The 13,328-nt window shown below is 72.9% G+C and carries 11 protein-coding genes; 3 read left to right on the top strand and 8 right to left on the bottom strand.

Annotated elements, in window-relative coordinates:
• Positions 1-162: 162 nt before the first annotated feature.
• Together ACY0MR_RS26435 and ACY0MR_RS26430 are read right to left on the bottom strand one after the other, a co-directional pair.
• Positions 163-606: an SRPBCC family protein gene (locus tag ACY0MR_RS26435; RefSeq protein WP_473555757.1), complete on the bottom strand. Its 444-nt coding sequence runs from the start codon at positions 604-606 to the stop codon at positions 163-165.
• A 90-nt stretch (positions 607-696) separates the two neighbouring features.
• The gene (locus ACY0MR_RS26430; RefSeq protein WP_473555755.1) at positions 697-1,464 is read right to left on the bottom strand and encodes a metallophosphoesterase family protein; all 768 of its coding nucleotides are present in this window, start codon (positions 1,462-1,464) and stop codon (positions 697-699) included.
• A 255-nt stretch (positions 1,465-1,719) separates the two neighbouring features.
• Between ACY0MR_RS26430 and ACY0MR_RS26425 the strand changes: the two genes are divergently transcribed.
• Complete coding sequence (locus tag ACY0MR_RS26425) at positions 1,720-3,516, top strand: AMP-dependent synthetase/ligase (RefSeq protein ID WP_361847889.1); 1,797 nt, start codon at positions 1,720-1,722, stop codon at positions 3,514-3,516.
• Between the two features lie 236 nt (positions 3,517-3,752).
• On the opposite strand, the gene ACY0MR_RS26420 is transcribed toward ACY0MR_RS26425, so the two are convergent.
• Positions 3,753-4,895: a glycosyltransferase family 4 protein gene (locus ACY0MR_RS26420; protein ID WP_404079995.1), complete on the bottom strand. Its 1,143-nt coding sequence runs from the start codon at positions 4,893-4,895 to the stop codon at positions 3,753-3,755.
• A gap of 89 nt (positions 4,896-4,984) precedes the next feature.
• Here ACY0MR_RS26420 and ACY0MR_RS26415 point away from each other — a divergent pair, with 89 nt between their 5' ends.
• On the top strand, positions 4,985-6,250 hold the full coding sequence (locus tag ACY0MR_RS26415; protein ID WP_388802145.1) for a glycosyltransferase 87 family protein: 1,266 nt from the start codon (positions 4,985-4,987) through the stop codon (positions 6,248-6,250).
• Positions 6,251-6,488: 238 nt separating this feature from the next.
• On the top strand, positions 6,489-7,796 hold the full coding sequence (locus tag ACY0MR_RS26410) for a DUF2079 domain-containing protein (protein WP_473555751.1): 1,308 nt from the start codon (positions 6,489-6,491) through the stop codon (positions 7,794-7,796).
• Positions 7,797-7,823: 27 nt separating this feature from the next.
• Here ACY0MR_RS26410 and ACY0MR_RS26405 read toward each other — a convergent pair whose 3' ends face one another.
• The 5 genes from ACY0MR_RS26405 to ACY0MR_RS26385 all read right to left on the bottom strand — a co-directional run bounded on the left by ACY0MR_RS26405 (position 7,824) and on the right by ACY0MR_RS26385 (position 13,301).
• The gene (locus tag ACY0MR_RS26405; protein WP_473555749.1) at positions 7,824-9,053 is read right to left on the bottom strand and encodes a hypothetical protein; all 1,230 of its coding nucleotides are present in this window, start codon (positions 9,051-9,053) and stop codon (positions 7,824-7,826) included.
• A gap of 79 nt (positions 9,054-9,132) precedes the next feature.
• Positions 9,133-10,143, bottom strand: a complete 1,011-nt coding sequence (locus ACY0MR_RS26400; protein ID WP_388802135.1) for a C40 family peptidase — start codon at positions 10,141-10,143, stop codon at positions 9,133-9,135.
• 200 nt (positions 10,144-10,343) lie between these two features.
• Positions 10,344-11,393 carry a C40 family peptidase gene (locus ACY0MR_RS26395; RefSeq protein WP_361847906.1) on the bottom strand — a complete coding sequence of 350 codons (1,050 nt, stop codon included), beginning with the start codon at positions 11,391-11,393 and terminating at the stop codon, positions 10,344-10,346.
• A 267-nt stretch (positions 11,394-11,660) separates the two neighbouring features.
• Positions 11,661-13,025, bottom strand: coding sequence for an NYN domain-containing protein (locus ACY0MR_RS26390; RefSeq protein WP_361847909.1), 1,365 nt, complete (start codon positions 13,023-13,025; stop codon positions 11,661-11,663).
• A gap of 33 nt (positions 13,026-13,058) precedes the next feature.
• Positions 13,059-13,301 carry a hypothetical protein gene (locus ACY0MR_RS26385; RefSeq protein WP_309049699.1) on the bottom strand — a complete coding sequence of 81 codons (243 nt, stop codon included), beginning with the start codon at positions 13,299-13,301 and terminating at the stop codon, positions 13,059-13,061.
• Positions 13,302-13,328 lie beyond the last annotated feature (27 nt).

Below are 13,328 nucleotides of genomic sequence, written 5' to 3'. Positions count from 1 at the left end.
CGCCACCCCGGGCGCGGGCGTCCGTTCCGCCGGAACGGCTCCCGCCCGGGGCGGCGCGGGGCGCGGGGCGTCCTGCCGATCCGGCCTGACCGGCGCGTCCCGGGACGGCCTGGGCCGTCTCTTTCGGATCTTGCCGGTCAGGCAAGATCAGGAAGAGACGGCCTAGGCGCCCGACTCGACGCGCTTCTTCAGGCCCGCGAGCGCGCGGTCGATGATGACCTTCTCGGCCTTGCGCTTGATCATGCCGAGCATGGGGATCTTGACGTCGACGGTCAGCTGGTAGGTGACCTCGGTGCGGTCGCCGCCGCCGACCGGGGCGAGCTGGTAGGAGCCGTCGAGGGCGCGGAGCATCTGGGACTTGACCAGCGTCCAGCTGACCTCGTTGCCCCCGGTCCAGGTGTACGCCAGGGTGTGGTCGTCCTTGATGGCGCCGGCGTCGAGGAGCAGCCGCACCTTCTCGGCGCGGCCGGAGCCGTCGGTCTCCAGGACCTCGGCCTCCTTCACCTCGCCCGTCCACTCCGGGTAGCGGGCGAAGTCGGCGATCACACCCATGACGTCGGCCGGTGCCGCCTCGATGGTGATGCTCGAGCTGGTGTGTTCGGCCATCGCGGTGGCTCCTCCACTGTGCGGTCCGGCGGAAGTAAAAGGGGCACAGACGTGCCGACGGAAGGCTATCGCGCTGCGCGGCGGGGCCCGTCACCACTCCAGGGCGAAGGGCCTGCCCGTCGACGCGAAGTGTCCGACGTTCACGCACTCGGTGGAGCCGATCCGCATCCGCTGCGCCAGCGGCTGGTGAACGTGGCCGAAGAGGGCGTAGCGGGGCCGGGTGCGCCGGAGGGCGTCGAGCAGGGCCCGGCTGCCGCGCTCGAAACGGCGGGCGACGGTGTCGTACGTCAGCTCCGGCACCTCCGGCGGGATGTGGGAGCAGAGGACGTCGACCTCGCCGAGGGCCTCGACCTTCGCCGCGTACTCCTCGTCCGAGATCTCGTACGGGGTGCGCATCGGGGTGCGCAGTCCGCCGCCGACGAAGCCGAAGACGAGGCCGCCGAGCTCGACCCGCTCGCCGTCGAGGACGGTGGTCCCGGGCCGGGCGAACTCGGGCCAGAAGCGGGGGATGTCGACGTTGCCGTAGGTGGCGTAGGTGGGGGTGGGCAAGGCGGCGAAGAGTTCGGCGTACTGCCGGCGGACCGCGGCCTCGATCGCGGTCTCGCGGTCGACGTCGAGCTCGGCCCAGAGGCGGCGCCCCAGGTCGCGGGCCTCGTCGAAGCGGCGGGCGGTGCGCAGCTCGACCAGCCGGTCGGCGTTCTCGACGCCGAAGAGGTCGGGGAAGATCCCCCGGCTGTGGTCGGCGTAGTCGAGGAAGAGGACCAGGTCCCCGAGGCATATCAGGGCGTCGGCGCCGTCCCCCGCTCTGGCGAGGTCTCCGGCGTTGCCGTGCACATCACTGACCACATGGACTCGCATGGGCCCACCTTAGGGGGTGTCACCTGCGGTTACTTCCGAGTCCGGAAACCTGTGGATTACTGTGCGGAGAGCACCGCCACACAGGTGTGACGCACGGAACATCTGGCCGGAACCCCCTATCCGGAACCGTGTACTGATGGGTAACGTCCGGGCAGTCCAGTCGTGCTCTCCCCCACGGAGCACCCGCCAGTTCTTGGACTACACCGGTGCATCACACAGAGCCGTGGCGCCGGCGCCCGATGAGGAGCAGCAGTCTTGCGCGAGTTCAGCCTTCCGGCCCTGTACGAGGTCCCCGCGGACGGCAACCTGACGGATCTCATCCGCCGCAACGCCTCCCAGCACCCAGACGTCGCCGTCATGGGACGCAAGGTCGACGGCGTGTGGACGGACGTGACCGCGACGCAGTTCCTCGCGGAGGTCCGCGGGGCGGCCAAGGGTCTGATCGCCGCCGGCGTCGAGCCGGGCGACCGGGTCGCGCTGCTCTCCCGCACGCGCTACGAGTGGGTCCTCCTCGACTTCGCGATCTGGAGCGCGGGCGGTGTGACCGTACCGGTGTACGAGACCAGCTCGCCGGAGCAGATCCAGTGGATCCTCGGTGACTCGGGCGCGACCCTGGTGCTCGTCGAGAGCGCGGCCCACCAGGAGTCGGTGGTGTCGGTCCAGGAGAACCTGCCCGACCTCAAGGGCATCTGGCAGATCGAGGACGACGCGGTCGCGCAGCTGACCGCGACCGGCCTCGACGTGTCCGACGCGCTGCTCGACGCGCGCATGTCGGCGGCGAACGCGGACGACCCGGCGACGATCGTCTACACCTCGGGCACGACGGGCCGCCCCAAGGGCTGCGTCCTCACCCACCGGGCGTTCTTCGCGGAGTGCGGCAACGTGGTGGAGCGGCTGAAGCCGCTCTTCCGCACCGGCGAGTGCTCGGTGCTGCTGTTCCTGCCCGCCGCGCACGTCTTCGGGCGGCTCGTCGAGGTCGCGTCCGTGATGGCGCCGATCCGCCTCGGCTGCGTCCCCGACATCAAGAACCTCACGGACGAGCTGGCCTCGTTCCGGCCGACGCTGATCCTGGGCGTGCCCCGGGTCTTCGAGAAGGTGTACAACTCGGCGCGGGCCAAGGCGCAGGCCGACGGCAAGGGCAAGATCTTCGACAAGGCCGCGCACACGGCCATCGCGTACAGCCGGGCGCTGAGCACCCCGCAGGGCCCGTCCTTCGGCCTCCGGCTGAAGCACAAGGTCTTCGACAAGCTGGTCTTCAGCAAGCTGCGGGCGGTGCTCGGCGGCCGCGGCGAGTACGCGATCTCGGGCGGCGCGCCGCTGGGCGAGCGGCTCGGCCACTTCTTCCGGGGCATCGGCTTCACGGTCCTGGAGGGCTACGGCCTGACGGAGTCGTGCGCGGCGACGGCCTTCAACCCCTGGGACCGGCAGAAGATCGGCACGGTCGGTCAGCCGCTGCCGGGCTCGGTGGTGCGGATCGCCGACGACGGCGAGGTGCTGCTGCACGGCGAGCACGTCTTCTCGCGGTACTGGAACAACGAGTCGGCGACGGCCGAGGCGCTCGCGGACGGCTGGTTCCACACGGGCGACATCGGCACGCTCGACGAGGACGGCTACCTCGCGATCACCGGCCGGAAGAAGGAGATCCTGGTGACGGCGGGCGGCAAGAACGTCGCCCCGGCGGTCATCGAGGACCGGATCCGGGCGCACGCGCTGGTCGCGGAATGCATGGTGGTCGGCGACGGGCGTCCGTTCGTGGGCGCGCTGGTCACGATCGACGAGGAGTTCCTGGGGCGCTGGGCCTCGGAGAACGGCAAGCCGGCCGGCTCGACGGCGGCGACGCTCCGCGACGACGCGGACCTGGTGGCGGAGGTCCAGCGGGCGATCGACGACGGCAACGCGGCGGTCTCCAAGGCGGAGTCGGTCCGCCGGTTCCGCATCCTCCCGGCCCAGTTCACCGAGGAGGCGGGCCACATCACGCCGTCCCTGAAGCTCAAGCGGAACGTGGTGGCGAAGGACTTCGCGGACGAGATCGAGGCGATCTACCGGGCCTGACGGTCCGGTGCGGGGACGGGCGGGAGGCCCGGGGCGACCACCGCCCCGGGCCTCCCGCCCGTTTCCGCAGCCTCGCGGGGCTGGTGACGCCCAGGCGCGGGTCCGGGGGGCTCAGCCCTTGGTCCCAGCCCAGCGGCCGGCCTTCCGCGGGCCCGTGCGCCCGCGGGCCTCGCGACGCCCGTCGGCGGGCCGGAGCCCGCCCTGGGGCCCTGACAGCCCTCCGTGGGCGCCGGGCGCTACAGGAGTTCCTTGAGCCGTTCCGCGAGGAGGTCCCAGCGCCACTTCTCCTCGACCCAGGCCCGGCCCCGCTCGCCCATGCGGGCGCGGAGCTCGGGGTCGAGGAGGAGGGTGGTGACGCGGTCGGCGGTGTCCTCGGCGGAACCGCCCCGGACGACCCAGCCCGTCTCCCCGTCGAGGACCGCGTCGGGGGCGCCGCCCGAGTCGCCCGCGACGACCGGGAGTCCGGTCGCGGAGGCCTCCAGGTAGACGATGCCGAGGCCTTCGACGTCGAGGCCGCCGCGCCGGGTGCGGCAGGGCATGGCGAAGACGTCGCCGGCCCCGTAGTGGGCGGGCAGCTCCGACCACGGGACGGCGCCGGTGAAGCGTACGGATCCGGCCACGCCGGTCTCGGCGGCGAGCCGGTGCAGGTCCTTCTCGTACGGGCCGCCGCCGACGATCAGGAGGACCGCGTCCGGCACCCGGCGGAGGATCAGCGGCATGGCCCGGATCAGGGTGTCCTGGCCCTTGCGGGGCACGAGCCGGGAGACGCAGACGACGACGGGGCGGTCGCTCAGTCCGAGGCGGGCGCGGACCCCGGCGCCGCCCGAGTCGGGGTGGAAGGTCTTCTCGTCGACCCCCGGCGGCAGTTGCCTCATGCGGTCGGCGGCGGCGGGCGTGAGGGCCGTCGCGATCCGGGAGCGGGTGTACTCGCCGAGGTACGTGAGGGTGTCCGTGCCCTCGCCGATGCGCCGCAGCAACCGGCGGGAGGCGGGCAGCTGCGCCCAGCCGGCCTCGTGGCCGTGTGTGGTGGCGACCAGCCGCCGTGCGCCGGCCCGGCGCAGCGCGGGGGCCATCAGCCCGAGCGGCGCGGCCGCGCCGAACCACACGGACGTGCAGCCGTGCTCGCGCAGGAGCGCGGTGGCGCGGGCCGTGACCCGAGGTGTGGGCAACAGCATGGTGGTGCGATCCCGGACGACCGTGAAAGGCTGCTCGGCGTCGAACGCGGCCGTCGCCTCGATCCCTTCGCGGCTGCGCTTCCAGGTGGAGGCGTACACCACGATCTGCTCGGGATCCAGACGGAGGGCCATGTTGTGCAGGAAGGCCTGGATTCCGCCCGGTCGCGGCGGGAAGTCGTTGGTTACGATCAGGGTCTTGTGCATCGGGGCCGACAGTACCGCGAGCGCACCCACCGCCCAGCACCACCACTCCCCCGCGGCAGCGGGCCGACAGGACGAGGAACGGGACGGGTATGACGGGGGCAGTGGGAACGGGATCACGCGCGCGTCTCCGCCTCCCGCTCGGCCTCTGGGGCCTGACCCGGATCGTCCTCCTGCTGTGCGCGTTCAGGATCGTCGTGGTCCCCGGCCCGGACGCGACGCTGGAGGTCGAGCAGATCTACCAGGGCTGGTACGACGTCCTGCGGACCGGTGTGTACCCCCGGGACGACGTGACCTGGCAGTACCCGCCGGCCGCCGCGCTCGCGGTGCTCTCCCCCGCGCTGCTGCCCTTCCTCGGCTACAAGACGGCGTTCTTCGTGCTCGCGCTCCTCTGCGACGCCGTCGTCATGGGCCTCCTGCTGCACACCGGCCGCCGGGCGGGCCGGTCGATGCGGGGGGCGTGGCTCTGGCTGGCCGCGGTGCCCCTGCTCGGCCCGACCGCGTACGCCCGCTACGACATCATGGTGACGGCCGTCGCCATGGCCGCCCTGCTGGCCGTCCGCCGCGACCCGCGGGTCCTCGGGGTCCTCGCCGGCTTCGGCGCCGTCCTCAAGGTGTGGCCGGCGCTGCTGCTGGCCGGCACCCCGAAGGGCGGGGCGACCCGGCGCTCCTGGCCGGTGGCGGCGGGCACGGCGGCCGGGGTGCTGCTGCTGTGCGCGGCCTGGATGCCGGGGTCGCTGGCCTTCCTCTCGTACCAGAGCGAGCGGGGCACGGAGGTCGAGTCGCTGGGGGCGATGGTCTTCCACGTCGCCCGGCACGTCGGCTGGGAGGGCGAGGCCCGGATGAACTACGGGTCGATGGAGTTCCTCGGCCCCTACGTGTCCTGGGTGTCGACCGGGGCGATGGTGCTGACGGCGGCCGCGTTCGGCTGGCTCGCGCTGTGGCGGTACCGGGCGCGCCGGTTCGACTCGTCGACGACGGCGGACGCGGCGTTCGTCGCGGTCCTGCTCTTCACGGTGACGAGCCGGGTGATCTCACCGCAGTACATGATCTGGCTGTTCGGCCTCGCCGCGGTCTGCCTCGCCTACCGCTCGTCGCGGATGCGGCGCCCCGCCCATCTGGTGCTGTGGGCGACGGCCGTGACGCAGTTCGAGTTCCCCGTCTGGTTCTCGCACGTGACGCAGAGCGATCCCCTGGGCATCGCGGTGCTGTTCCTGCGCAACGGCCTCCTGGTGTGGGCCGCCCTCTCCGCCTGCCGCACCCTGTGGCGGCACACGGTGACCGACGCCGGTGTCGTGCGGATCCCCGGACAGGCACGGCAGCCCGAGCGCGAAAAGGTCCTGGCAGGTTCGGCCTGAACGGTAGCGGCCCGAACACCGATACGCACGGGTGCTACCCTGGTGCACCTTTGCCCGCCTGTGAGGTTCTCCTGCTGACATGAACAACCCGATTCTCTCGGTCGACACGCTTCAGCGGCACGGGAAAGGCGGCGAAGGGGCCGCCGCGGAGGCTGTACCGAAAGCCCCTGCGGGAATATCCTGGAAATCTCTGACCCTGGTTTCCGGCGCTTTCTTCCTGTTGTATCTCCTACTGTCCGTGCGCCGTCACGCGGCGAACCTGACGACGGGTTACGACCTGGGCATCTTCACCCAGATCGTACGGTCCTACGCCGAGCTGTCCGCCCCGTACTCGAATCTCAAGGGGCCCGACTACAACACGCTCGGGGACCATTTCCACCCGATTCTCGCCCTGCTCGCCCCGGTCTACCGGGTATTCCCGTCCAGCTATACGCTGCTGGTCTGCCAGGCCGCCCTCGTCGCATTCTCCGTCGTCCCCCTGATGAAATGGGCGAACGAGGTCCGGGGACGGAATTTCGCCTATTGGGCCGGCATCTCGTACGGCGTCTCCTGGGGAATAGCGGCACTCATCTTCTTCGACTTCCACGAAGTCGCCTTCGCGGTCCCGCTGCTGTCCCTCTCGCTCTGCGCGGCGGGCCGGGGGAACTGGCACGCCGCCGCCCTCTGGTCGCTGCCGCTGGTGCTGGTCAAGGAGGACCTGGGGCTCACCGTCGCGGCGATCGGCCTCTATGTGGCGTGGAAGGGGCCGCGGGTGGCGGGGCTCGCCGTCGCCGCCTTCGGGGCCGGTGCGACGGCGCTGGAGATGGCGGTGATCCTCCCGTACTTCAACCCGCTCGGGCAGTTCGCCTATCTGCCGCCCGAGACCGCGGAGGAGGTCGGGTTGCTGGCGGAGACCGCCGGAGCCCTCTGGCCCCCGATCAAGTGGCTGACCCTCCTCATGATCGTCGCCCCGACCGGCTTCCTGGCCCTGCGGTCGCCGATCCTGCTGGTGGCACTGCCGACGCTGGCCTGGCGCTTCACCGGCTCGAACCCGTTCTACTGGGGGATGGAGTTCCACTACAGCGCGGTCCTCATGCCCGTCGCCTTCGCCGCCGCCGTCCACGCGGTCGCCGGCGGCGTGACCGCGCGCCGGGTCGTGCCCGCCTGCGTCGTGGGCGCGGTGGCCACGGCCGTCACCTTCTTCACCCACCCCCTGCACGAGGTCGTCCTGCCGCGGACGTGGAGCGACTCCGCCTACGTCAGGGCCTCGGACGCGCTCCTGGAGCGGATCCCCGACGGCGCGACGGTGGCGGCGTCGAACCGGCTGGCCGCCCAGCTCGCCGACCGGGCGGCCGTGAGCGAGGTGTGCCTCTTCCCCCGCTCCTTCCCGCCGAGGGAGCGCCCCGAATGGCTGATCTACGACGCCGCCGACACCTCCGACCCGGAGTGCGCGACCGGCCGGGAGCTGGAGACGGCCGACCCGCACGTCCCCGGCTACCGGGTCGTGGAGACCCGGGACGGGATCACCCTGCTCCGGCTGGCCCCGGACGGGAAGCCCACCCGGTAGGCCGGTCGGGGCCGCCCGCGGCGGCCCTCAGCCCAGCCGCTCCGCGAGGTAACGCCGCCACTCCGCGGTGAACTCCTCGGGAGTGGTGTCCAGCACGTCCCGGAGGGCCTTCTCCACCGCGCCCTCCCGGCCGGGGCGCGCGCCCACGGCGCGGTAGAAGTCCCGCAGCTCCGCTGCGCCCCAGCGGTCGGCGATCAGCGCGCAGGCCAGCCAGCCGCCCTCGTACGCCCTGGCCAGCGCCTCCGCGTCCGCGCCGAAGGCGAAGTCGGGGTCCTCCGGGAGCCGGGCGGGCAGCTCGCCGGCCCGGACCGCGCGCAGCAGCTCGGGGGCGGCCTGCGCGGCCGTGCGGCCGGCGTCCCGGTAGGCGACCCAGTCGGCGAAGCCCTCGGAGAGCCAGACCGGGGTGGACGGGGTGGTGGCCGAGCGGGTGGCGACGTGGACGGTCTCGTGGGTGAGGACCAGCTGCCGGCCGAACTCCCCCAGCACCCCGTACGCCTCCGGGTTCACGATCACCCGGTCCGCGGGCGCGTCCGCGCCGCCCCGGGTCTCCCCCGTGGTGACGGCGGCGATGCCCCGGTAGGAGCTCCCCGGCGCCCCCAGGAGCTCCCCCATCCCGGTCAGCGACCCGGGGACCAGGACCACCACGTCGCGGGCCCACTCCGCGGGCCAGGCGGCGGAGACGGCGGGGACGGCCCGGTCCGCCGCGGCGGCGATCTCGCGGAGCCGCTCGGGCTTCTGGCCGACGCCGAGGACGAGCGAGCGGGCGCCCCGGACGGTCGTCACGTCGCCCTGCTCCCAGAGCTGCCGCGGGGCGCCGGGGGCCGGACGGTCGCCGGTCACGTACCAGCGTCCGGCCCGCTCGGTCAGGTCGAGGACCCGGGCGCCGGCCAGGGGCCGCCGGTCGTGGCCGGCCAGCCGGTGGCCGAGCTCGGCGCGCACGGTGGCACGGCCGGCCGCCGTGCGGTCGACCCCGGTGACCCGGTAGCTCCAGCCGTCGACGGGGACCGTCGCGAGCCGCCGGAAGACGGCGAGGGCCGTCGGGGCGTACGAGGCGTCGACGTCGGCCAGGTATCCGGGCTGGTCGCGGTCGAGGAGCGCCCTGGCGTGCCGGTCGAGGAGCGCCTGGAACTCGCGTTCGGCGGTGTCGGCGGGCCGGCCGGGGCTCGCGCCGCAGCCGACGAGCCCCGCGAGCAGGAGGAGCAGGACCGCCAGGCAGGCCGTCGCCGGCCTGCGCGCTCCACACCCCTGACCCGACACGCCTCCGATCGTACGGTCGGATCGGCGCGGATCGCTCCCGGTCCCGGCCGGACCGTGGCCCGGCCCGTCCCCGGCCGGCTCAGACCCGGGTCACCGTCACGTGGGACATCATGTTCACCGGGTCGTAGCGGACCGCGGCGCCCGGGTAGGGGGCGTGGATGACCTGGCCGTTCCCGGCGTAGATACCCACGTGGCTGGCGTCGCCGCGGTACGTGACGAGGTCGCCGGGCTGCGCCTGCGAGAGCGGCACCTGTCGGCCCGCGTACCGCTGCGCCGAGGAGGTCCGCGGCAGGCTGATCCCGGCCTTCCCGTACGACCAGACCATCAGACCGGAGCAGTCGAAGGCGGAGGGGCCGGTCGCACCCCACACGTACGGCTTGCCGACCGCGCTGCGGGCGGCGAGCACCGCCGCGGCGGCCCGCGAGGAGCCGGGCGCCGCCTCGGCCGTCGGGGGCAGCTCCTCCGCGCGCCCGCCGGAGCGGGAGGCCCGGTCGAAGTCGGCACGCTCCTCGGCGGTGAGGCTCGCGAGGACCCGGCGGGCCTCGGCGAGCTTCCCCTCGACGACGCGCTTGTGGCGGGCGACCTCGGCCCGGCTGCGCTCCAGCTCGGCCAGGGTCGTCCGGGCCTCGGACCGCTTCTGGTCGAGCCGGCGCTGCTCCCGCCGGAGCTCGCCGAGCGCGGCGCCCTGCCGGGCCGTGATCCGGTCGAGCGCGGAGGCCCGGTCGAGGTAGGTGTCCGGGTCGGAGGAGAGCAGCAGCGCGAGGGCGGGATCGATGCCGCCGGAGCGGTACTGGGCGCCGGCGACCGATCCGAGCGCGCCCCGCATGCGGTTGATGCGCTCCTGGCCCCGGGCGAGGCCGTCCTGGGCCTGGGAGACCGTGCGGCGCAGCGCGTCCGTCTTCTCGTCCGCCCGGTTGTAGCCCTCGGTGGCCTTCTCGGCCTCCTCGAAGAGGCGGTCCACCGTGGCACGGGTGGCCGCGGATCCGGCCCCCGGGTCGGCGCTCGCGGGGACGGCCCCGAGGGTCGCCGCCGCGGTGGCCGCGGCGGCGGTGAGGACGGTGACCCTGGCGGGTCGGCGGTGGGACACCACGACTCGCGCTCCGTTCGGCTCGACGCAGACTGGCGCGGCAGACAGTAGCCGTTGATCAGTCCCCGTCCAACGAAGGCGCCGGGCACACAAAATGACGCCCCGCCGGAGATCACAAGGTCACCGGCGGGGCGTCAGGTCAGCTCGCGTCGCGGCGAACCACCCGATTGGGCGGTACTGCTGCGCGGGTCGCGTCGGGCGGATCAGCCGCCGATGCGGACGCCGAACTGGAACGTGCCCATGTAGTTCATGGACTCGTAGCGGACGCTGGCACCCGGCTTGGGCGCGTGGAGGATCGTGTTGTTGCCCGCGTACAGACCCACGTGCGACAGGCCGTTGAAGAAGACCAGGTCGCCCGGCTTGAGCTGGCTGCGGCCGATCTTCACGCCGTCGTTCTGCTGGGTGTACGTGGTGCGGGTGAGACCGACGCCGGCCTTGCCGTAGGCCCACTGGGTCAGACCGGAGCAGTCGTAGGCGTTGGGGCCCTCGGCGCCGGAGACGTACGGCTTGCCGACCTGGGTGGCGGCGGCGCTGAGCGCTGCGGCGCCGAGACCGCTCGCGGGGACCTCGTTGCCGAGGTCGAGGCGCTCGCCGGCGGCGCGGCTGGCGCGCTGCTCCTTCTGCCGCTCCTCCTCGGCCAGCTTGGCCTTCTCGGCGGCGGTCAGGGTGTTGAGGAGCTTCTGCGCCTCGGCCAGCTTGCCCTGGTACTTCTTCTTCTTCTCGCCGAGCGTCTTGCGGACGTCGTCGAGGTCGGCCAGCTTCGTGGTGGCCTCGGCCCGCTGCTGGGCGAGCGTGCGCTGCTTGGCCTGGATCGAGGTGAGCACGTCGGCCTGCTGGGCGCTCAGCTGGTCGATCGCGGACGCCTTGTCGAGGTAGGTGTCCGGGTCGGCGGAGAGGAAGAGCTGGAGCGCCGGGTCGATGCCGCCGGAGCGGTACTGGGCGCTGGCGACCGAACCGATCTGGTCGCGCAGGGTGTTGAGCTCCTGCTGGCCGCGGGCCACCTTGTCCTGGAGGTTGCCGATCTCGTCCTGCAGCTTGCCGCGGCGCTCCTCGGCGAGGTTGTACTGCTCCGTGGCCTCCTCGGCCTCGTGGTGCAGCTTGTCGACCTTCGACTTGACCTCGTCGATCTTGGGCTTGGCGGGGGCCGCCTGGGCACCGGTCTGGGCGGTGAGCGCTACGGCGGCGGCCGCGGTCGCGGTGAGAACGGTCACGCGCATGCGGCTCGGCTGCTTGGGTCGACGGTGGGACGCCACGAAGGCGAGCTCCTTCTTCCTCAGAGCCGCCCAACCGGTAAGGGGCAGGCGGTTCCTCCGCCGCCACCCCGGATGGGTGATCAACCGCGCGAAGGTTCGAGCCCCGACCCTAGTGACCAACTTGTGATCAGTTCAAATCCCACCGGCAAAAATATCCCTCACCGGCCACTTAATTTACACAGACCGCACAGGCAGTGATGGGCACTTGACGGTGCGCCCTCCAGAATTCGGGCATAGCACCCAAGAGTTGCCAACTGTGGCGACGCGTCAGGAGAGCCGCGAAAGCCGCTTCAGCAACAAGGCGGACGCCACGGGCCGGGCACCGGCCTTCGCCACCCCGTCGGCCACCTCACGGTCGGTGGAGACCACCACGACCGGCCGGCCCGGCGGTTCCGCACGCACCAGCTGACGGATCAACTCGTCGGCGGTCACACCGGGCTTGGAGAAGAGCACCCGCACCCCGCGCGGCGGCGCGAGGAGCACCGGGGCCGCCAGTTCCGCCCCGTCGAAGACGCAGGTGACCTCGGCGCCCGAACGGGCCGCGAGGGCCGACAGGCTGCCGAGCAGCCGCAGCCGCTGCTTCTCCAACGGCATGGTGGGATAACCGGTCTTGGTGACGTTGTAGCCGTCGACGACCAGATGCGCCTGCGGCAGCGCGAGGAGCTGGTCGAGCAGCGCCGGGTCGGTCTCGGAGAGCGCACGGGCCGCGATGTCCTTCGGCGACATCCGGCCCGGCTCCACCGCGTCCACGGTGTCCGCCGGGTGCACCGAGACGGGAGGCAGGGCGAGTTCGCGGCGCAGCCCCTGGGCTGCGTCGAGCACGGTGTCGAGCAGCAGCCGCAGCCGCATGTCCTCGACCGAGCGCCCCTCGCGGGCCGACCTGCGGCTGGCCTCCAGGGCGGCCTCGACCTCGCCCAGCCGGGCCTTGAGCCGCCGGGTCTCGCTCTCCGCGGCGGACACCTGGGCCGCCGACTCCGCCTTCGCCGCGTCGATCTCGCCCTGGACGCGCCGCAGCGCCGCCTCACCGCGCTTCACGTCGCTCTGGGCGCTGCGCAGCTTGCGGTGAAGCGATTCCGCTTCCTTCCGGGCCGCCTCCAGGTCGTGGCGCAGCTGCTCGGTCTCGCCGCGCGCCCGGTCCCGGGCGGCGTCGAGCTCCTCGCGGAGCCGCTCCAGTTCCCGGCGGCCCGCCTCGTCGGCACGCTCGGCGTCGACGCGCTGGGCCTCCTCGCCCGCGGCCGCCACCAGCTTGACCCAACCGGGCGGACGCAGGACGTAGGCCGCGGCCGCCACGTCGACGGGGTCGGCGGCGGCGGGCGGGGTGCCGGTCTCGACCGCTCCGGCCAGTTCGGGCTGACCCTGCCGGAAGCGCTCGCCGATCCGCTGCCGGAACAGCGGATCGCTCTCCAGGGCGGCCGCCATGGCGTTCCCGGCGAACTTGGCGCGCCGGCTCGCGGTGAACCGGGCGTACTGCCTCAGGGGGGCGGGCAGCTCGGCGACGGTCAGGCCGCCGAAGGCGTCGGCGACCAGCGCGACGACCCGCCGCCGTACGCCTTCCGGCAGTGGGTGGTCGAGCGTCTCGGCAGCGTCACCTGCCGCGCCGGCCGGCTCTCCACCGTGCGCGGGCTGCTCCACGATCCGTCACCCCTATGTCGTCCGCGCCGTCCCTCAGGAGGCGGCGCCCGGCCTGTCCACCAGTTCGATCTGGTCCACCGCGTTGCACCAGCGGCAGCGGACCGACTCGATGGTCTCACTGACCACCTGCCGCTCCTCGACCGTCGGCTCTCCCGCGAGGTCCAGATGGACGTACTCGACGACCTTGGAGGATCGCGTCACGTCGAAGCGGGTCAGGTTGCCGCAGAGAGTGCAGCGCCAGCGGGTCTCGTCGGTCGGCAGGGGAACCGTCGTCATCGTGCCGTCCTTCTTCCTGTTGCGGGG

The sequence above is a fragment of the Streptomyces sp. JN8 genome (assembly GCF_055808075.1).
The sequence above is the reverse complement of the archived record's forward strand: the minus strand, read 5'-3'. Positions and strand labels throughout refer to the sequence as shown.

What these genes read in the sequence shown, in the direction of transcription:
- ACY0MR_RS26430 (WP_473555755.1), bottom strand. Translation starts at nt 1,464, where the DNA reads ATGCGAGTCCATGTGGTCAGTGATGTGCACGGCAACGCCGGAGACCTC.
- ACY0MR_RS26415 (WP_388802145.1), top strand. Translation starts at nt 4,985, where the DNA reads ATGACGGGGGCAGTGGGAACGGGATCACGCGCGCGTCTCCGCCTCCCG.
- ACY0MR_RS26385 (WP_309049699.1), bottom strand. Translation starts at nt 13,301, where the DNA reads ATGACGACGGTTCCCCTGCCGACCGACGAGACCCGCTGGCGCTGCACT.
- ACY0MR_RS26435 (WP_473555757.1), bottom strand. Translation starts at nt 606, where the DNA reads ATGGCCGAACACACCAGCTCGAGCATCACCATCGAGGCGGCACCGGCC.
- ACY0MR_RS26420 (WP_404079995.1), bottom strand. Translation starts at nt 4,895, where the DNA reads ATGCACAAGACCCTGATCGTAACCAACGACTTCCCGCCGCGACCGGGC.